This is a genomic window from Citrobacter sp. Cpa228 (assembly GCF_030333085.1).
GTDB lineage: Bacteria > Pseudomonadota > Gammaproteobacteria > Enterobacterales > Enterobacteriaceae > Citrobacter > Citrobacter pasteurii.
In genome coordinates, this window is record NZ_JAOWGQ010000056.1 from 179,153 (window position 1) to 199,245 (window position 20,093).

A 20,093-nucleotide genomic window follows, 5' to 3' on the forward strand; every position below is an offset into this window, starting at 1 on the left:
AATACCTATTTGAGAAATTCTTTTTGGGTTTCCTGTAAGGCTTCTATCGTCGATGACAATACCTTGATCAGGTTATTAAAGATGGTATTCGCCTGGCTTAATTTTTCGGACATAACTTGTGACTGGCTTTCTACTGTACTGGACATCGTGTTCATCGAGTTTTCCCACTCGTTAAATATACCGCTACTGATAGAGACAACTTCATCCGCGTTGTGTCCTTCAAAATCCCAGGTCGATGTGGGAGAAACATAAATATTCGCTTGTTCCCCTCCCTCCCCATTCATGTCATATGACTTATCAAGAACAACAACACCTTCTGTAACATGTACAGGAGTTTCATTATCAACATCACCAGCGTCACTATTAGCTTCAGCTGGATCCAACATTTCCGTTGGAATTAAAAAACAATCATACTCATGATAATCATCAGTCTTCTTTGATGTTATGAGTGTATAGCCATCAGGGATATAAAAATTTCTTTGACGTATTAGGGATGGGGGTACAATAACCATCTCCGCATCCGTTGAGACAACAGAATATGATTTCTCGGTCCCTTTATTTCCACTATATCTTGAATCGATATGAGTGAGTGGTAAATCGGCTGGTGCATTGGTCTCTATTGGAGGAACTTTTCCGGCATCGGCTCGATATGCATACGGTGGAGTTACCGCAGAGCCGTGCGCATCAAAATCCCAATCTGCAGCATCGCTAACATAGATATTGGTTGCTTCACCACCATCGTCAGGTGCATCCCCAAACGTATTATAAGTCTCTTTTTCAAGAACAATATCTTCCGTGACATAATAACTGCCATTACGATAACTTAACTTATTTGTTGGTATCAAAAAGCAATCAAACTCATGATAGTCTTTAGTAGCCTCTGATGTCACTAACATATAACCCGGTGGACAACGACGACCTTTATCGGCAGGCACAACTTTTAACTGTTTTGTTGTAGGAATAACAAAATAGTCGTTATAGGTTCTTTCATCCCAATACTGATCTCCGAGATAGTAAGGATCAACAAGAGGTAAACCAAGCTCGGATGCAGTGGGAGCTTCAGCCCCAGTCGATGATCCGGCATCTGAGCGGTAAGCCAACAGGCTAAACGTTGCGTCTTTGGCATCCCGTACGGGCTGGAGATCAGGGTAGACATACAGGGTATAAGTGCCATCAGCCTCCATTACCAAATAAAGCCGACAGTCCTCTTCTGGCGGTTCGACAAGATTGGTGACCGCATCAACCACCGTTATATTGTCAATATCATCTCCAGGATTACCCGTATTCATTTTCCCATCAGCCCCAGCCTCTGTATGTGTTGCGATAGCCAGTTGATCGGATAATGCCAGTTGCTCTGCCCAATAATAAACCCCCTGGGCATCTAACCCACGGATAGCAACAGGACCACGATCAGGATAGGGACCCGCTGTCGTTTCGGGGTTAATGGGATTTAGGTTGATATTGCCGTCAGCATCATATATCCCCCACCCATTAATTATAGCATCAAGTTCATCTTGCACACCACCGACATCGATTTTCATTTTATCTTCATCGCTGGAGATATATGTCACCATTCGCGCTTTAAAGCTATTAACATCATCGAGAAATTCAACGCTTTGATTAGCAAGATCCGTATATACATCCATATAATCTGTTTGCAGCCCAGCAAGCTCAGTACTAACATCCGCATAGATTTCCCAGTCACTCTCAGGGTAATTCACCCCATTGTCATGATCGTTATCATTTGACCAGATATAGGTGCTGAAATCGATATCATCATCAATCTTGCCATCACCGTTCTTATCCATGTTTTTGTCAAAAGTGATGTCCCAGAGTGAGCCACCAACAGCCGAGTCCCCTAAAGGTTTTCCCACGCTTTTTTCGCTTGAAACACCGGTGTTCATGAACCGAGAGAGAGACGATTTCAATACGCCCTGTGCAGGCGTCGTATCGATAAGGATCCCTTTATTGAGAAGCTGATGATACTGATCAGAATAGACTGCCAGTTTTTCTGTCAATATATCCATCACCTGCTGGCGGCGTGTACCCGTTTCTGCCGTGCCAGCAGTTGTCGAAGCTTGTAGCACCTCAGGTGATGAAGAAACCGCATTCGTGGTGGTACGTAGAATTGAAAATGAATTTTGCCCTGCTGTTGTGACACTTGTAGACATCGTATCTTTCCCTGAAAGGTGTGCAACGTTTTAGTTACCTGGCATCCCGGCAAGCGTATCCTGAGATTGCACATAATGAAGCAATTGTATGTTGCTGGTAATTGCAAGTTTCTGCATCGCGTTGTGCTTATGTACCGCAACCGTACAGACTGAGCGCTTGAGAAGGTTTGCAATCTCTTTTACCCGCATGCCCCGTGCATACAGGCGAATAATTTCGAGTTCACGCGAGGTTAACAGGGACTGCTGTTGAGCATAATCAGTAGCTATATCCGCCAGTTGAATCCGCGGAGAAGAATAAAAGCGCCTTGCCGCCAAATCAGATAACGCTTTTGGCAGACAACGTTCCAAATCATCTTTCTTGCTTATTAACGCGTGTACCCCTGACGCCCGGAGACGTCGGAGCGTGGGAGTAAACGTGTAGTTTTCACTTACCAGCGCAATCAGTTTAAGATCCGGAGCTACCTTTTGAATTCTCGATATATAGTGACTGGCATCATTATTGTTTTCACAGTCAAAAGATACATCAACAATCAAAACTAAATTTTTATCATCGCATTTGCCTGATAACGTGCGAATCAGATCATTTCGTGAATGAGCTACAAATGCAATATCTGCATACCCGACAAGCAAGCTGCGCAATCCTGTAATAACAATCGGTTCATCACAGGCAACCGCAACGGAGAGTCGAGAATGTAGGAATTTATGAGACATACTCGGTTCCTTCTTATGCAAACGCTAATCAATCCTTAATTAGCTAAAAATAAACTATTTGCGATAGTTTCATGCACGGCAAAGCAACTCAAATTATTTATTCTAATTTTAGAATTAAAAACACATTAAATCATTTCATCAATGAATGATTTTATACTCATTCATCACGTTTTTAATATATTTATGTGTCTCATTAAATGGGGGTATTTTATTGCTATACTTTGCAACGTTCCCCTCTCCCGCGTTATATGCGGCCAGAACCAGTTCGAGATTACTTGTATAGCGTTTAGCCAATTCTGAGAGCAAATAAGTGCCAAGATGAATATTCATCTCAGGATCAGATAATCTATGCTTTTCAAGAGAATACCCTAATGCTGAAGACAGGCGGTTCGCTGTATCAGGCATCAACTGCATTAAACCCACAGCGCCTTTTGCCGAGATAATGTCCGGATTAAATCCGGACTCAACAGCCATAACCGCCTTAACGAGATACGGATCGACACCATACTGCCTGGCATAGTGGCCGATAACCTTATCGTAACGACCGTTTGCCATTTGTGTCGTAAACTGACGCCGCGGTGAGGAACGCGATATGCGAATGGCGGAATTGGCTTTCGTGGCCTGCCAGCGTTGCACGGCATCATTTTTAGCGATAGCGCAACGCCGACCCTTGTTTGACGTTCGTTGCTGTTCGACATACATGATTCCCTGAGCATCTTCATAACACCACTGCGCTGCCATCGCAGCAGGCATGAAACAACACAGTAAAAGAAATATACTATGACGCATCTCCATCCCCTTCCTTGTTTGTTTCTGCATTTTCTTTATCGCAGTTAACATCAACCACCATCTCTTCTGACTCGTCATTCTGAGGAATATCATCTTTCCATGCTTGTTCCATCTGCTCGAGCCAGGTCAGTAAGCGCATAATTTCATCAATACTGCTGCTATCAATAAAAGTATAAATTTTCGCCGTCTTAAAAATTCGCCGTGCCAGCGAGATGTTGCGAATAACAGGGATATTATTTTTTTCCGCGAAAGCAATAACCGCAACAGCGCGAGAGTTTTTCTCGATGACTGAAATAAAAGGTAAGCCAATTACCGTAGGATTAAAATAAATTCCCAATGCGATATGTGTCGGGTTAGCCAACACCATTTTTGAAGTCAATATATTTGCTTTAGTCTGTTCAGAAAGCAATTCACGATGCAATTGCTTACGTGCGCTTTTAATGTGTTGATCACCCTCATTATTCTTATACTCTTGCTTAATTTCCTGTTTGGTCATCATCAAGTCTTTAATGTATAAATAAAAATCAACCAAAGCATCAAATGCCATAATGATTAAAAACGGTAACAAGGTATAACAAAAAAGCAATGACATCAGCCCACGCCAAACATTAATAAAGTGCTGGATCCCACCCGTCGGTATAGTAAATAATCGAGTATGATATTTTATAATAAAAACACTAAAGCCAGTGAGTGCCATCCCAAGATACAAAATAGCTTTTATACTGTCTTTCAGACCCCTGATGCTAAATATTTCTTTAAATCCTTTTATTGGATTAATGGCATTCAGATCCAATCGAATCGCCTCCGACGCCATTTTGAAACGTGTTTGTAGCAATGTCACCAGTGCCGAAGTGAAAACAGAAATCAGGGCGATACCAGAGATAATTTTAAACGCTGTTGTAAATACCAGTCGCGCATATTCTCCCGTTGATAGCATGAAACCACTACTGACGAATAAATCGAAATAAAATATTAACTCCCTGGCATCAATGGTCATCCACACAAATGAGGAGACAGCAATTAACGTAAGTAGTCCTACAAAATCTCGGCTAAGAAACATCTGCCCCTTTTTAGCAGAATCTTCTTTCTTCTTATGTGTTGGTTGTTCTGTTTTTTCTTCACTCATTATGCTTAACTCTTCGGTAAAAAATCACTCAACCGCAATCCTGTCAACTGGGAGATAAGTAATGGTGTTAAATAAATCAACAGTACGAAAATGGCGATAACGCTCTTTAACGTTAATGCGACAGAAAAAGCATTCAATTGTGATGCAAAACGTGAAAGTAAACCAAGTGCACATTCTGTGACAAATAAAGCGACGACGATAGGCCCTACCAAAATTAAAGCCTTCAGCATTAACTCATTAACAAGATGAACCACTTGCAATGCTAATGCTTTGTCAAAGTGAAAGGATTGTGCCACCGGAAATATTTGATAACTTTTTTTTATCGCCTCACAAAGCGTAACCATTCCGCCACTTAGCATAAAAGTCGCGCCATAGAAATAGTTCATAAAACTGGCGAAAACAGATGTTTCAACCCCTATCCCTGGATTCATAGTACTACTAATAGTTGCTCCGCGTTGGTTGTCAATGACCTCACCTATCACCAAAGCAATCCAGAATGGCACTGACAGGCAAATACCGCATAGTAAACCAATAATCGCTTCCCGAACGATAATCACCATTGGTGGCGCCGCTGGCGCCAGTGAAAACTGTACACTCAGCAGGGGCAAAAAACCGAGAAGCATAAAACACGTAATTACATTTTTGGCTAACATGCCCCCTAGCACCTGGCTGTTAAACTAGGGTAAGAAAAATGTCATTGGCAGAAGTCTGGCCATCCCGATAACAATCAACAGGATATATTCATGGTAGAGCACATAAACATTCATAGGCGACTCATTAGGGTATCTGGAATGCCAGGGCCAACACTTCGGCAGCGAAACTTTTCAGGCTGGAAACAAACCACGGTGCAGTCATAAAAAGCGCGGCACATACTGCCAGCAATTTGATACCAAATGGCAAGGTCTGTTCCTGGATATGAGTAATTGCCTGAAGAAGAGCCACAACTATCCCCACCACCGTTGCGACAATAACCGGAACTGAAGATAATATTAAGACCATATATAGTGCTTTGTTGCCTATATAAAAGATACTGTCCATTGTTATCCCGCCGTTTTCCATAACGCTGCGTACTGCATGACCATGCCGGTCGCAATCTTAGACCATCCATCAATGGCAACAAAAAGTACCAATTTTATTGGTAATGATATTGTTACAGGACTCATCATCATCATGCCGAGAGCCAATAATACGTTGGAAACTAACAGATCCACTACAATAAAAGGAAGATAAACATAAAAACCTAAAACAAAGGCGCTTTTTATTTCACTCAGTGAATAAGCCGCTAACAGCGTAAATAACGAACTATTCTCAACTGTTGGTTTAACCCCAACAATCTGATGATCATCCGTTACGGGATATTGCTGCTGATAAATATTGCTAAAAAATGTAAGGAGTTCTTTATCAGAAAATCGGTATAAATAATTTTTATACCCAGAAAGGCCGTTATCGATGAAGTTTTGCACTGACTCAACATTATCGAAAGAGACACCTTCCTGGCGATAATAGTCATAGCCCTGCAAGGCAACAGGCGACATGACAAAAGCAGTTAATAGTAGTGATATGCCATTCAAGGTCATATTGGATGGCGCCTGCTGTAAGCCTATGGCATTGCGTATCAATGAAAAAACAATAGAGAATTTAATAAAACACGTTCCACCCGCAATGAAAAATGGCAAAAGTGTCGCAAGACTCAGAATCCCTATCAGACCAATGCTATTATAATCCGTCATAATTTCATCTCACAGTGTGTTGTAAACGTCCTCTATTTCCACCGCCAGGCGGTCATTCAGTAAAACAAGTTCTCCCGTTGCTAACGTACGTCCCTGAACCCGGAGTTCAACATCGACTTTGTTGTCTCCCAGACCAATCTGCGCATCTAATACATCGCCTGTTTGTATTTTACTAATTTCTGCTAATGTCATGGTTGTTTCACTGAGTACAAACTCAATGTTTAATTTGAGTCCATCTGTTGTCCATAACTTATCAACAAGAGCATTATTTGTTTGACTATCCATAATATCCTCACTTACAGTAAAATTGTGCTGTTCATATTGAACCGCACAATATTTTATGTTTCCGACATAAAGGTAAATCTGAACATTTGTAATCCACAAAGCGTCACCAATGGCCAAATTTTCGATATCACTCACGGGTAACGATGTGAATCCGAGAGAGACTTTGATGGGGCAAAGCAAATGCTGGCAATCGTTTACTGTTTCCGTAACCAGCACGTCTAATGAGGTTAGGGATGTTTTTGGAAACCAAACGAAACCGGCATCGTCACCTGCACTGTAGAATTTCTCATGAAGAGGAATCTGACATTCTGGGTCCTCAATAACAACTTCAGCAATAGGTGCTGAAAACCACTCAGTCCCCAGGGAGAGATTAGATAACAACTCACTGTACAGCGAAGAAATAAATTTATTGCCCATCTGCTGAACAGAAAATCGAGCATCCTCCATACCATATTTCTGCAAAAGCGTTTCTGCAGAGACAAAAAAACATACCTCCGTTCCGGCGTGAACACCGCTACAGCGGATGAACGCGCCCTGCATTCGTTTCTGATTTGTCAGCAAAGCGATATCATTGCGTGCGCAGTACTGCATGATCAGATTTTCTGTGGCATCCAGGTGCCGTAAACTTGAAAGAATGGTATTCACGTCTCCTCCTCCTCGTCATTTAAATCATCCTTGTTTGCCTCATTCTGCTGCTGTGAGTTCTGCTGATTCTGCAGATAGTCATTCACCGTTGACACGGCACCATCTACACGCAATCCGTGCAAAGGATGTTGCTGTTGGAAATTTACCAGCTGCTGTTCAGTTGCAATGTCCGATGGCAGAATTTGTATTTGCGTATCAGATTTATTCTGTGCGTGTTCTATGCGTACCTGGGCCGTCTGTTGAGTTGGAAAGGTCCAGCTGACTTCGGTCACATTCGATTTCGTGTTTACCGCAGGCGCTACATTTTTGGCAGACTTTAACGGCTGCTGATTAACTGTCTCTTTTCCGCGTACTCCAGGTGATAACTCTTCCGTTGCCCATCCAGATTCATCGATAGTCTTGTCAGGTACTGCCATAGCGGAAAGAACGGTTACCTCTGAAGATTCATTTTTTTTCTTATCAGTTTTCTGAGTATTCTCTTGATGTTGCGGATCCGCTGCGGTAAAAATTGTTGCCGATCGACTGTGGGTCAGGATTTCTTCCTTTAATCGCCCTAAATCTATATTCACTGTGGAAATACGTGTTGGCACATTAGATACTGAATTATTGCCCGTACTATTCGTTTGTAGCTGCTGCACGAATTTGGCCGACAGAGACGATAATAGCGGCTCCCCAGCTAATATTACCGATGCCGCAATCTGGTCAGTTTGCCCGGTGCCCTTATCTCTTTTTTTCTCATCTTTGTTACCGTCAAAATCCTCAATCTTAGTATTCTTTTTCCACTTGATATCAGTATCACTCAATAATTTCTGGATAATACCATCAATAGATTGTACACCGTCACAAGAGTCCATTTTTTCTGATAAATGTGCGTTCACTGATGATGTTTTTATATTTTCCATGCAATACATTCCTCTATAGAATATTCTTCCTGAGCAATTCTTTTGACATTACGTTGACGTTTAACTTTTTGTTGGCATAAAGACCACTTACGTTTTTTCCGTTCATAGCTGGCGCGTAATTGCAACAGACGCGATTTTTCATCTTCTTGTTCATGCTGACTTGCAATTAACTCATTTTTTTCCGCATCCAGACGATATAAAACTGAGAGCAGTAATGATTCTTTTCTTTTAATAGCATATATATTGTCTTTCGTTACTTCACTTTCGGTAACTCCATGCCATAAGGTGATGATACTGCCATCAGTCTCTTTATGACGTTCAGCATTAACAATCAGCAAATCTTTTAATCGTTCAATTTCGCGTTCAATACGTGTTACTTTCAGAACAACGCTATCGCAGTAAGTTGAATACAGATTTTCCATACTTTTATATGGCATACAGTGACTCCAACATTTGTGTAAATGATGTTTTATCTTCCATCTTTTGCTGGAGAAAATTCTTTATAATGTCAGTTTTCCCAACAATTTTATCTGTGGCTGGATTTTCACCCGGTTGGTATTCACCTAATTCAATCATCAGCTTCAATTCGTCCAGTTTTGACAAATAATTGCGAAATAAAGATGCAGCTTCACGTTGCTCATCAGATGATACTGCACGCGTTACACGACTGACGCTACGTAATACGTCAATTGCCGGATAATGCCCTGTACCAGCCAGTTTTCTGGAAAGATAAATATGCCCATCAAGAATCGAGCGCACTTCATCACCGATGGGGTCTACTTCCTCTTCTTCTTCAAGCAGTACCGTATAGAACGCTGTAATGCTGCCGAATTGAGTTTTACCACTTCTTTCCAGGATCCGCGGCAAATTATCAAAAACAGATGATGGGTAACCGCGTCTTGCAGGCATTTCTCCAGCTGAAAGCGCAACGTCACGAAGCGCACGGGCATAGCGTGTCATTGAATCAATCATCAGCACAACATTCTTGCCGGCATCGCGAAAATATTCTGCAATAGTGGTGGCAATAAGCGCTGCATTCCGTCTTTCGACAGCGGGCCGATCGGAAGTAGAATAGACGACAATGGTTTTATCACGCTTATCCTCCGGGATCCCTTCAGCTAAGAACTCGGTAACCTCCCTGCCTCGTTCACCAACCAGTCCAATAACATAAACATCGGCAGATGAATAGCTAATGATCATTGTCATTAAGGATGTTTTCCCGGCCCCCGCCCCAGCAAAGATCCCTACACGTTGACCTATGCCGCAAGTCAATAACCCGTCGATAGCTCTGACACCTGTGGCAAATAAGCTATCGATTGACCGCCGCTCACTATAATCTGGCGGAGATTGCATAATGGGTCGAAGCATCGGTAAAAACGCGTTGCCAGGAGCTGGCAACGCAAAACGTTCACAAATCTCGCCTTGTGCATTAATAACTGTACCCAGCGTGTCCATCGATACTGAAAGTGAAAAAGCAGTACCATCCGGAACAATAATATTGGAGCATGAAATACCATCCGATCCGCCCAGCAGGCACAGCACAGCATTGCCCTGGCTAAAACCGATAGTCTCTGCTTGTCCAATGACCTGAGGATCGCTCAGAGAGCGATAAATACGGCATCGTTCCCCAATAAAAGTATGGCGCAACGGTGCAGTAATGATCGTCCCCTGAATCGACGTTATCCTGGCGTTACAATCAAAAATATCACTCAGCAAGATTTCCTGCATTATTTTAGCGCCTGGCTAAATTCATCTACACGCTCATAAAACTGGCTCAATACATCCGCCAATAACTCACCTTGTTCAATTACATTTTCACTTAAAAATGCTCTTAAAACAAAACTGCCATCATCTTCAACTAGCTGTAGCTGGCCTGTCATGCTCCAGTCACAAGTTGCAATCAATGATTCGATAAGTTGTGGAGCGGCATTTAACAAGGCATGACTATTATATTTTGCAATAGCACTCCAAAGAACCACAACACCGTTAACAGTACTAAACATAATTGACGGCTCTTCACCAAAACTAAGCTCGATTGTGGAATGATGATCTATATCAGAGATCAACGATGGATCACATCCCATTATCTCAAGCGCCTGTTTGAGGATATCTACAATTTTTGAAACATCCATTTAATTAGTCCACCATTTTGATTACGTTAACTTTAACACTTTCTGATATTTCACCAAACGAAATGACATCCAGATCAGAGAATTGTGACATTATCAAACGTTTAGTATAGCGTCTGATATCAACTGCAGTTAGAAATACAACATCCTTTCGTGAAAGATTCAATAAATGATGCTCAAACCTATCAATAACAAACTCATTATCTGCCGGTTCCATATTGATAAATGATCCTGAAGCTGATGTTTTAATTCCTTTGCGAATTTTATTTTCAATCTCAGGTGATAACACCATAACTGACAATACATTTTCAGTCGAAAACTTATCCGAAATATAGCGAGCTAACGCACTGCGCACATGCTCTACCAACTGGATAGTATCTCTCTCTTTCCCACCCCATAGTGCCAACGCTTCCAGCACTGCTTTCATATTTCTTACTGAAATGCGTTCACTTAACAAACGCTGTAAGACTTCAGATACTCGCTGGACAGTACAATGTCTGTAAGTTTCCTTTAATAACTCAGGATACTGGCGTTCAAATTTATCCATAATATTTTTGGTTTCCTGAATGCCAAACAGCTCAGGGATCTGTGCGGTCACCAGCAACTGAAAAGAGAGCATCATTTCATCTTCTGCCGAACGCAACGTAAATCCCAAGGATGAACATAACTCCTGGTTTTGTTCGGCGACCCAGTATTCTTTTTCATTTCCATATTCAGTGGTGATTACATCAATGCCGGGTAAATCAATAATGCCGTCAAGATTCAAAAGTTTAAAATACCCAAAGTTTATTGGAAATACACCTGCAGTAACTTCATTGATCAAGACAACAACATGGTTCAACTGCACGTTTGGGCTCATTATTACACTGACTTTCGGGAGTTCAATACCATAGTTAAGGTAAAAATCCTGCGAAAAACGCATGCCAAAATGTTCAAGATCCAGATTGCTAAAATCCTGCTCTGGGAGCATTACCATCAACGGTACAGTTTCAGGTATAATACTTGCTGTGGGTAAAACAGTATATCCTTCACTACCTGAACTCCCCCCGGGACTCGTTTTTATACTCCCCGAAAACGTTGCCTGCTTTTTAGCTTTCATCGTACGGTTAAAATAAACAGCAAGAATAATGCTAGCTATAAGCATAAAAATTATCAATGGAAATCCCGGAAGACAACCAATTAAAATGGCGACAATTGCCGTAACAATCAAAACGAAATCACGCTGAAAAATCTGATCAATGATATTGTTACCCAGATTTTTCCCATCCTCACTAACCCTTGTTACCACAAAGCCGGTACCGATAGAAATAAGTAAAGCCGGAATCTGAGCGACCAGGGCATCGCCAATTGTTAAAATCGTATAGACATCGGTAGCCCCACTAAAGGACATGCCATGACGCCCCATACCAATAGAAACGCCGCCAATGAAATTGACAAAGATAATCACAATGCTGGCAATTGCATCACCCTTGATAAATTTCATTGTACCATCTAATGCACCATACAGTTGGCTCTCCTTTTCCAGCATGGAGCGTCGCCGTTGGGCATCATCAGCATCAATATTTCCCGCCCGCAGATCTGCATCAATACTCATCTGTTTACCGGGCATAGCGTCCAGAGAAAAACGTGCACTAACTTCTGCGACACGCTCTGAACCTTTTGTTATAACAATAAATTGAAAAAGTGTAACAATTGAAAAAATGATAAAACCAACAATAATATCCCCTGCAATAACAAAGTTACCAAATGTTGTAATAATGTGTCCTGCATCAGCCTGCACCAGTATCATACGACTGGTACTGATAGATAACGCAAGACGAAAGAGCGTTGTAATGAGCAAAAGTGAAGGCAATGCAGAAAACTCCAACACTTTCTGTATATAAAATGTGCCAATAAAAATTGAAATAGAAAATGTAATATTAAAAGCTAATAGTACATCGATAAGCCATGTTGGTAATGGTATAATCAACATGGCTAATATTAATATCATCAATACAACCAAAAATAATTCTGGCCTCTGCGCTATTTTTTGCCACATATGTTTCTCAGACTACGCTATAAGTATTAATTACACTCTATATACTTTATAAATTTCTCGTATATAAGTGCTATATCTATTTTTTTCTGCAATACACAATAATAAACTTTATCGTGATGCGATAGAACTTGTTCATTGTGGCTAAGCATTTCACTGTTATTATATAACCATGCAGAAAGGTCGACCACACCTATGGGCATTTCCACCATTACAAAGTACCATACACCATATCGACAACAGCGGAATAAATTTCCCTTGAATGAAACAGAGATTTCTTCTCCGGCTAGCAAATTGCTTACCTCATCGTCCAGTCCGCTATTAACCATATGTCCTTCCGATATGAGTAAAACGAGCAAACCCGTCGATAATCATTGCAAGAGTATTCTCAATACTCATTTTCATTTTTTCAGCATCGGCCAGATCATCTGCAAAGATTGCAAATGGAAGTGGCTTAATAGCAGAATAAATTTGTTGAACAAAGTTGGTTTTATCACTACCTGAATAATATCTCATACAGTTGTTAATCAGTTCAATCGTTAAATTCTTTGTTTCATCAGGTTGCAAAATAATATGAAAGAAGAAATCAAGCAATCTGAAATCTCTTTCATTTGTTGATGGAATATACTCACCTTCATTCATTGTCGACATAAACATCTGATCGGCAGAGCGAAGTATATTCATTCTAAAATTTGCTTCAAGTAAAGTGCCAAATTCAAGTAAACTGCATGAAGGGTCATAACTATTAATATCACAATGCAGTGCCTGAGAATAGTAATCCAGTACGGCATAGCGATTTTCAATGCCAAATTTTTCAATCGACATCTGGTATATTTCTAGCGGATCGATGTTCTGCGTAATAAAACCTTCATAAGCTTTACGCAATGACTGTTCGTTTTGCTTTAATTGCAAACTAAATTTTCTGGCTGTATTTGCACTGTTAATACCTGCTTTTATCTTTTTCCTGTCAGGTCCCTTCATCAGATTTTCAAGTGCAGACTCCAGAATATCCGAAGAAACATCAGGCAATTCATCATCATCTTTTTTCTTCTTTTTCATCAAAATAAACGCATGAAGAAGTAAAGCAATTTCTGTCGGATCGGCGAATAACTGATGCAGATAATTTAACAATTGCTTTGCCGTCATTACTCCGCCTTTAGCAAAATCATTGATTTTTACCACACAGTTTGGTGTTTTCTCCTTTATTGAGGCTTCACACTCTTCAGCAATGCTTTCTGGTGATGAAGGTTTTGCTTTCGCCGCACGGTTATTCTGCAGAAAAGAACTCAATAATGCTGACATATCATCGGCCATAGTCATCGCAACCGAAAAAGAACCTTTCTCCACCTTCACCTCTGCATCATCCTGCATCTTAACAAGGACGTTGCTTAAATCGCCAATCCCTACCGCACTTCGGAAGCGGGCCATTGGCAAAGATTCTAATGCCATATTCTACCCCTGATGAGTTGGTGTTATAAAAGCATCTTGATTAATTTTTTGCGTCTTATTCTGATAATTTTTAATAGCATCCCAGCCATCATTAATGTAACCATCAAGCGCATCCTTGTGGTTAAAATCATCTTCAAGTATCCTGGGCTGAATCAAAAAGAGTCTTACTGCCTTTGAAGAATTGTTTGTCTTTGTTTTAAATAAATTACCGATCCATGGAATATCGCCAAGCAATGGGATTTTAGTAACGCCATCAGACAACTGATCGCGTGTATAACCACCAATTAGAAGATTCTGGCCGGCTGTCACCCGAGCCATGGTGCTGATAGCTGTATTCCCCACAACCGGTAACTGATCTACCGTTGCAGTATCACCTTGATCATCAGCTACAGTATTTCCATCTGTAATGTCAATGTTCATCTCAACGAGTTTATTATCATCTGAAATCATTGGAATAACGTTAATGGAGGTACCATAGGTTACTGTCTGGAGTGAAACTTCTCTTTCCCCCATCAATTTGACATAAAAACTTCGCGAATTGTCAAAAATAGCCGGAATATTATCCTGAGCCAGGATGATGGGGCGTGATACAATATTCGCCTTATTCCTCTGACTTAGCGCATTAACGGTTGCCAAAAATATATCACTCTGCGAGCTTGTTAAGATACTTGTAGCATTAAAAAATGTCTGGATGTTCGAACCGACTTTATATTGCCCTTGCCAATTTACACCTATTTGTTCTAAATCATCCTTATTAATATCAATAATCCAAAGTGAAAACTCGACTTGCTTACGAGGAACATCAAGGCGTGCAATAATATCTTTTATCATGTTAACTTGATCTTGCGTGCCTTTAATAAGCAAACTATTACGACCCGAAAATGGCAACACTTTAATCTCACTGCCAGAAAATCTGCCATTATCGTTAAATTCTGCACGCACGCCAAATTCAGATTCTTCGAGAATCCCTGTTTCAGTTGTAGACTCTGGCTTAATTTGCTTTTTCACTGCAACATTACTTTTTCCTTGAATTCCATTATCAGAAAATAAGTTGTTGATTGTGGTGGCAATACCTTGCATCGTTTTCGTTTGCCCGCGATAGCTATAAGTACGATCATCCACGAAAACATGCCGCAGTTTTACTGTATCAATAACTAATTCGCTGTTTGATGATGAATATCCCTCACCCATAAAGCCAGCTATACCAACCACGATTTCAATATATTTTGGTGGCCCTGAGATATAAAGTGTATTGGATGGCATATTCATTTTAAGTGGATATCGAGAATCATACATATCATTGCTGTGCAAGAAATCCTCCAGATCTCTATAGCTTCTGGCTGGAAAATGAATGATTGCAGTTTTAGCTTCTGAGGCTTCATATATATAATAGATTGAACCATCAAAGTACCAAATTAGCCCTAAGTCATGCGTAATGCGTTCAACCATTTCCATTGGTTTGTTAAGATCGAAACGGCCTGTCACCGAATATTTTTTCGCACGTGAACTTACAATAAATGGTTTATTAATTTGTGATGATATCGCTTTAAAAACAAAATCAACACTCTTATTATTGGCAGTAAAACTGTTAATTGGTGCCGTTAAAGCAACATCGTTACTGTGAGTCAATTGGCGAATGCCGTTACTTGTCGAATCATCCTCAACAGCAGAAACCACTCCACTATAGCTTAGTGCACTCAATACAATGAGCGTAATTAAATTTTTTATTACAGCTTCAGCCCTGAAAAACATTGATATATCCATCCATGAAAGACGTGAGAAATTCCATATTCGAGCATTCAAGTGGAAACAAACAAACCCAGCCGTTATTAATACCAATTTTACACGCAAAAAATTGATTCAATTTCATCACTAACATTGAGAGAACTGCATACTTATCAATAAAATATTCGTCGGTTAGCAGGAAAAGCTCATACTGTTCAGAATGACAGATATTATAATTTTTCATTTATCTTCCTCAATGAGGACGGTGTCATACCGAAAGAGGATAAGATAACCTGGTTCAAATGAGACTGTGAGCTAAATCCATTGTTCATTGCTATATGAGTAAGGCTTTCTTTTGTCTCTACAATATCCAACATTGTTTTTGTCAATCGCCATGCCTGCATCCGGGTTTTTACTGTATCACCGAAATATAATTGTGTTTTTTTTTCTGAAATTCGAGTATGACAAACCGTAACGTTCACTCAAGTTAGTAACATTGCCAATATCATTATTGATATAATTTTCTATAAGATAGTTTGCGAGAATATAAGATTCTTGCTGTCGTATAAATTCGCATAATGAAATAAAATCAATATCATCAATTCTTCGAATGTATCTAATAATAAATAATTGTTCCAGTTCTGAATATCTTAAGCATACATTGCCATTATGCTTATTTTGAGCATCAGAATTCCTGTACGTATTTACGTCAGAACAAACCTGATACGCAGCATCAAGAAATGCAAGCAGTTCAGAAAAATACCCTATATTTACAGTACCCGTTAAAATCCGTGACTGCTGATGATAATCTCTGATCTGGCGGCCATAAACTAAATGCTGTGAAAATCTTCCCTGTTCGCCAATCGTCCAGATATGGTCTTCACACCGCACATTCTTAGGACATTTATTCAATTGATTTTCAGTGCCTAGTGAAACGCATAGCAAAAAATTTTCAGATAATTGTCTGCGACTAATTTCATTTCCTGGATACCATTTAATTCTTTTAGCATTCATGGCCTACATCCGTTTTTATTCAAAACTCTGGTTGGCAGAAATTGTCATACTTCCGCTATCGTTAACATCAGCCATCATTGCCACAGCGTCCGTTACACAGATATTTAAGAAATGTTCCAGATTTTTGTCAGCGCTATTTATCGTTAAGGTTTTTGACTGAAGATTCCATCGAACTTTGGCATCTGGATGTCGGGTCTCGGCAAGATACTGCGTTGCACAGTACACAAGCTGTTGCCTGAATAAACGCGTAGAATGCGTAATATGTCCATCAGACACCAATGCGATGTCTCTTTTTAACGGTTTCTTAACTGTGCAGCCGAACAGTACGGTTGATAAAATCATTACAGCAACAAATAATAAATTCCCGTTATACATAATATTTTTCATATTTAAGTTCCCTTCCTTGTCCTTGGGAGCAAACTCATCTGCCGTTTCGCTACTGAATAATCCTTTTATCACCACGAGTCGGAGCCCTAGCTTTCGTCATAGGCTAATGCCTTTCATAAAAATATTACATAAATTTTTATTTATTTTTTTCATCTTTTTTTATGGAATAAATAAATGTTTATTCTTTTCATTTTCTTTATCCCTTAGACTGCGTTAGTAGCGTAGTAACCTTGTTTTTGTACGGGATTTTTATGGAAGAGAATTCGCAGTGTGCAGGGGATTGCCTGCCCCACTATGTCATGAAGGTGCTTTCTGGTTCGATGTATGGAGTAGACATTCCATTACCTCACTGCGAAAACGTGCATGTCCGCTTCATGTCACAGCAACAGTTATTAACTGCGGAACAAAGTGAACAGCAGTCTATTTTTAGCAGCGTCAACACTATTGTCGTCCCAGCCCCCGCAGAGCAGAGTACCTGCTTTCTGTTGTCGTTCATAACTTCTGCTGAAACTCATACAGTGGCTGTATCTTGCCAGCTACTATCACTCGCCGGAGAAGATCTCCTTTCTTCGGAAAATGACGGAGAGACTTCAGTTCGAGCTTTAAACCTGAACAGCCCAGTTAAGATTGGCCTGATAACTATTGCCTTAAAAATAAAGGATGAATCCTGGAATCAGGACGTTGTAAACTATTCCAGAGAGCCGTTTTCTGCTCTGCATCAGGATGAAAGCATTACCGATCCTTCATTTACTAAAGTATCAACCGATAAATCATATTTTCGTCGCCAACTTTATTGGCTGATTGTTCTCAGCACCGTTATCCTTATTGTAGCCGCCGCTTCTTTCATCGGCTATTGCGCTAAGGTGGATAATAGTGCTTCAGTATTGTCTGTATTATCTCCTGTTGAACCTGATATCGTTAAACTTAACGATGGCAGCATTTATGTCATTGTGAAGAACGATACCGACGTCGGCTGGGGCTGGCAGGAACTCAATAAAAGTAATATTAATACAGAAAAGATTCATATTGTATCTCTTGAATCGGCTCGCCTTGATCTCTCGGCAATGCTCCATGAACTGAAGATCCCATTCCACAAAATTGAACTCGCTGATTCTTCTACTTTAGTAATAAAATTTAGTACAGAACGTTGTACTAATGATACGTGCAATAAGCCATTTAACACTTTGATTGGTAAAAATTATCCGTGGATAAAAAATACAATCATTGGTTCATTTGCCGATCAAGAAATAATTGCATCAGCTGAACGTAAACTCAATGAATTAGGATTTCAGTTTACAACAGAAATTACACCTTTAAGAGCAAGCTTTATTATTCATGGTGTTATCGAGAGAGAACAGTATTCTGTTATCCAGAATTCGATAGACAGTTTTAGACAAAACTTTGGCGGTGAATATGTTCAGTTTGATTTTGAACTGGACGAACCGGGGTTACGGCCGTTGACCTATCGGAACGGTGATGACAGTTATGCCATCATGTCTGATTACCATTGGCTTTATCCCTATTAAATTAAATGGAATATGAGGCAATTTGAATGGTCACATTTAATAATAAATCACATGATGCAAGTACTGTAACCGACCTGGCGTTTGGTTCGGGATATATTAGCAATATGTCTTTAGGATTTGAGCAAGGTACACAAGACCTTAGACAATCGCTGGATGATGCATTAGCGGTTTTACAAAATGATCCGAGTAACCCCGCTAATCTGGCTGCATACCAATCTGCATTATCTGAGTATACTCTTTACAAAAATGCGCAATCGAACGTTGTTAAATCGTTCCGTGATATTGACCAGGGCATTATTGCTAACTTTAAATAAAATGATGTGCGGCAAGGTAGGTCCGCTGCGTTTGCCGCTATCGATTTATCCTACGGACAGGGAGTACTAACGTGAGTATGTCTATTAATCAGATATCACCGCAGTCATTACAGACACCAACTTTTTCAGAATCACAACCCTCTTTAGTCACGGGTGATTTGGTTGATCTGGATACGCGATTGACTGAAGAAGTCTCCAGACTGGCAGCAGGTACCCAGGTTGAAAAAGACAGAATTACCGCCGCATTGAATAACCCAGCTGTCACTTCCGACCCGGAGCAACTTGCAATATGGCAAAACAAGCTGAGCGCTTATACTATTGACACCAGTTTATATAGCACGCTGGCTCGTAAGGGTGTTTCCGCGATCGAAACATTAATAAAAACATGATGAGATCTTTTAATGTAAAGACTGCGCTGTTGCTACTTATATTTCTACTCTGCGGATGTAATGAAAAATTAGCTGACCAGTTATCTGAACGACAAGCTAATGAAATCATTACACTTCTGGAGTCGAATAATATTGATGCGTTTAAAGTTGACAGTGGTAAAGGAAAATATTCCATTCAGGTTTCTTCAGAAAGCCTGGCTTCAGCGACGGTATTACTGACTGCTTATAATCTTCCCTCCGCTGATGATATTGAGATATCTCAACAATTTCCTGCGGATGCAATGGTGTCCACGCCCCTTGGTGAAAAAGCACGACTGATCTCAGCTATTGAACAGAGACTGGGTCAGTCACTGCAAGAACTGGAGCATATTACCAGCGCCAGAGTGCATTTGAGTTATCCAGGTATTAGCCCTGAAAACAATGACTCATCTTCAATGGTGGCATCAGTATTGATAACCTATCAGGGAACGATTGATGAGACAGCATATACAGATAAGATACGCCGTTTTATCAGGAATGGATTGCAGGATATGCACTATGAAAATATATCTGTGGTTATGTTCCGCCAATCCGCCCCACTAAAGTTAGTGAGTATCAAACCTTCACATCCGCTATGGGGATACACCTTTATCATAGTATCTTCAGTTCTACTATTGTTTCTGATTTTGCTTGGTGTGTTCTGGCCTCGTATATCTCAACGTTTTCTTTCTAAGAAAGAGACAGAGTAATCAATCACAATATTATTATAAGCGACGATTTCTTTTCG

Annotated in this window: 22 protein-coding genes; 4 read left to right on the forward strand and 18 right to left on the reverse strand. The window is 40.3% G+C overall.

Going from position 1 to position 20,093, the window contains the following annotated elements; translation table 11 throughout:
- Window positions 1-5: 5 nt before the first annotated feature.
- The 18 genes from OGX91_RS22690 to OGX91_RS22770 form a co-directional block, all read right to left on the reverse strand.
- On the reverse strand, window positions 6-2,171 hold the full coding sequence (locus tag OGX91_RS22690; RefSeq protein WP_286627356.1) for an IpaD/SipD/SspD family type III secretion system needle tip protein: 2,166 nt from the start codon (window positions 2,169-2,171) through the stop codon (window positions 6-8).
- A 30-nt stretch (window positions 2,172-2,201) separates the two neighbouring features.
- The gene (locus OGX91_RS22695) at window positions 2,202-2,882 is read right to left on the reverse strand and encodes a LuxR C-terminal-related transcriptional regulator (protein WP_005120186.1); all 681 of its coding nucleotides are present in this window, start codon (window positions 2,880-2,882) and stop codon (window positions 2,202-2,204) included.
- 138 nt (window positions 2,883-3,020) lie between these two features.
- Window positions 3,021-3,671 carry a lytic transglycosylase domain-containing protein gene (locus OGX91_RS22700; RefSeq protein WP_286627357.1) on the reverse strand — a complete coding sequence of 217 codons (651 nt, stop codon included), beginning with the start codon at window positions 3,669-3,671 and terminating at the stop codon, window positions 3,021-3,023.
- Complete coding sequence (locus tag OGX91_RS22705) at window positions 3,661-4,797, reverse strand: EscU/YscU/HrcU family type III secretion system export apparatus switch protein (RefSeq protein WP_286627358.1); 1,137 nt, start codon at window positions 4,795-4,797, stop codon at window positions 3,661-3,663. The genes OGX91_RS22700 and OGX91_RS22705 overlap by 11 nt, the downstream gene beginning before the upstream one ends.
- Window positions 4,798-4,802: 5 nt before the next feature.
- Window positions 4,803-5,462: a type III secretion system export apparatus subunit SctT gene (gene sctT / locus OGX91_RS22710; protein WP_286627359.1), complete on the reverse strand. Its 660-nt coding sequence runs from the start codon at window positions 5,460-5,462 to the stop codon at window positions 4,803-4,805.
- A gap of 112 nt (window positions 5,463-5,574) precedes the next feature.
- Complete coding sequence (gene sctS / locus OGX91_RS22715; protein WP_040232355.1) at window positions 5,575-5,835, reverse strand: type III secretion system export apparatus subunit SctS; 261 nt, start codon at window positions 5,833-5,835, stop codon at window positions 5,575-5,577.
- A gap of 2 nt (window positions 5,836-5,837) precedes the next feature.
- Entirely contained in the window at window positions 5,838-6,527 is a 690-nt protein-coding gene (locus tag OGX91_RS22720; RefSeq protein ID WP_005120180.1) for an EscR/YscR/HrcR family type III secretion system export apparatus protein, read from the reverse strand.
- Window positions 6,528-6,536: 9 nt separating this feature from the next.
- Window positions 6,537-7,457 (reverse strand): FliM/FliN family flagellar motor switch protein, encoded by a 921-nt coding sequence (locus tag OGX91_RS22725; protein ID WP_005120179.1) that lies wholly within the window; start codon window positions 7,455-7,457, stop codon window positions 6,537-6,539.
- Window positions 7,454-8,359: a hypothetical protein gene (locus OGX91_RS22730; protein WP_286627361.1), complete on the reverse strand. Its 906-nt coding sequence runs from the start codon at window positions 8,357-8,359 to the stop codon at window positions 7,454-7,456. Before OGX91_RS22730 ends, OGX91_RS22725 begins: the two co-directional genes overlap by 4 nt.
- A complete protein-coding gene (locus OGX91_RS22735) occupies window positions 8,347-8,796 on the reverse strand; it encodes a SpaM family type III secretion system protein (RefSeq protein ID WP_040232359.1) in 450 nt (149 codons plus the stop codon). Before OGX91_RS22735 ends, OGX91_RS22730 begins: the two co-directional genes overlap by 13 nt.
- Complete coding sequence (gene sctN, locus OGX91_RS22740; protein ID WP_286627362.1) at window positions 8,786-10,087, reverse strand: type III secretion system ATPase SctN; 1,302 nt, start codon at window positions 10,085-10,087, stop codon at window positions 8,786-8,788. Before sctN ends, OGX91_RS22735 begins: the two co-directional genes overlap by 11 nt.
- Window positions 10,087-10,491, reverse strand: coding sequence for an InvB/SpaK family type III secretion system chaperone (locus OGX91_RS22745; protein WP_040232361.1), 405 nt, complete (start codon window positions 10,489-10,491; stop codon window positions 10,087-10,089). The genes sctN and OGX91_RS22745 overlap by 1 nt, the downstream gene beginning before the upstream one ends.
- Window positions 10,492-10,495: 4 nt before the next feature.
- Window positions 10,496-12,526: an EscV/YscV/HrcV family type III secretion system export apparatus protein gene (locus tag OGX91_RS22750; protein WP_286627363.1), complete on the reverse strand. Its 2,031-nt coding sequence runs from the start codon at window positions 12,524-12,526 to the stop codon at window positions 10,496-10,498.
- Between the two features lie 318 nt (window positions 12,527-12,844).
- Entirely contained in the window at window positions 12,845-13,972 is a 1,128-nt protein-coding gene (locus OGX91_RS22755; RefSeq protein WP_286627364.1) for an HrpJ domain-containing protein, read from the reverse strand.
- Window positions 13,973-13,975: 3 nt separating this feature from the next.
- On the reverse strand, window positions 13,976-15,724 hold the full coding sequence (gene sctC / locus OGX91_RS22760; RefSeq protein WP_286627365.1) for a type III secretion system outer membrane ring subunit SctC: 1,749 nt from the start codon (window positions 15,722-15,724) through the stop codon (window positions 13,976-13,978).
- A 203-nt stretch (window positions 15,725-15,927) separates the two neighbouring features.
- Entirely contained in the window at window positions 15,928-16,101 is a 174-nt protein-coding gene (locus OGX91_RS24125) for a helix-turn-helix domain-containing protein (protein WP_353622683.1), read from the reverse strand.
- Between the two features lie 16 nt (window positions 16,102-16,117).
- Window positions 16,118-16,711: a hypothetical protein gene (locus OGX91_RS22765; RefSeq protein WP_286627366.1), complete on the reverse strand. Its 594-nt coding sequence runs from the start codon at window positions 16,709-16,711 to the stop codon at window positions 16,118-16,120.
- Between the two features lie 15 nt (window positions 16,712-16,726).
- Window positions 16,727-17,098 (reverse strand): hypothetical protein, encoded by a 372-nt coding sequence (locus OGX91_RS22770; RefSeq protein ID WP_286627367.1) that lies wholly within the window; start codon window positions 17,096-17,098, stop codon window positions 16,727-16,729.
- A 251-nt stretch (window positions 17,099-17,349) separates the two neighbouring features.
- Here OGX91_RS22770 and OGX91_RS22775 point away from each other — a divergent pair, with 251 nt between their 5' ends.
- The 4 genes from OGX91_RS22775 to sctJ all read left to right on the forward strand — a co-directional run bounded on the left by OGX91_RS22775 (window position 17,350) and on the right by sctJ (window position 20,055).
- Window positions 17,350-18,624, forward strand: a complete 1,275-nt coding sequence (locus OGX91_RS22775; protein WP_286627368.1) for a PrgH/EprH family type III secretion apparatus protein — start codon at window positions 17,350-17,352, stop codon at window positions 18,622-18,624.
- Between the two features lie 26 nt (window positions 18,625-18,650).
- Window positions 18,651-18,938 (forward strand): type III secretion system needle filament subunit SctF, encoded by a 288-nt coding sequence (gene sctF, locus OGX91_RS22780; protein WP_005120763.1) that lies wholly within the window; start codon window positions 18,651-18,653, stop codon window positions 18,936-18,938.
- Window positions 18,939-19,015: 77 nt separating this feature from the next.
- Window positions 19,016-19,327 (forward strand): type III secretion system inner rod subunit SctI, encoded by a 312-nt coding sequence (gene sctI / locus OGX91_RS22785; RefSeq protein WP_223236825.1) that lies wholly within the window; start codon window positions 19,016-19,018, stop codon window positions 19,325-19,327.
- Window positions 19,324-20,055, forward strand: coding sequence for a type III secretion system inner membrane ring lipoprotein SctJ (sctJ, locus tag OGX91_RS22790; protein WP_005120761.1), 732 nt, complete (start codon window positions 19,324-19,326; stop codon window positions 20,053-20,055). Before sctI ends, sctJ begins: the two co-directional genes overlap by 4 nt.
- The last annotated feature ends 38 nt before the right edge of the window (window positions 20,056-20,093 follow it).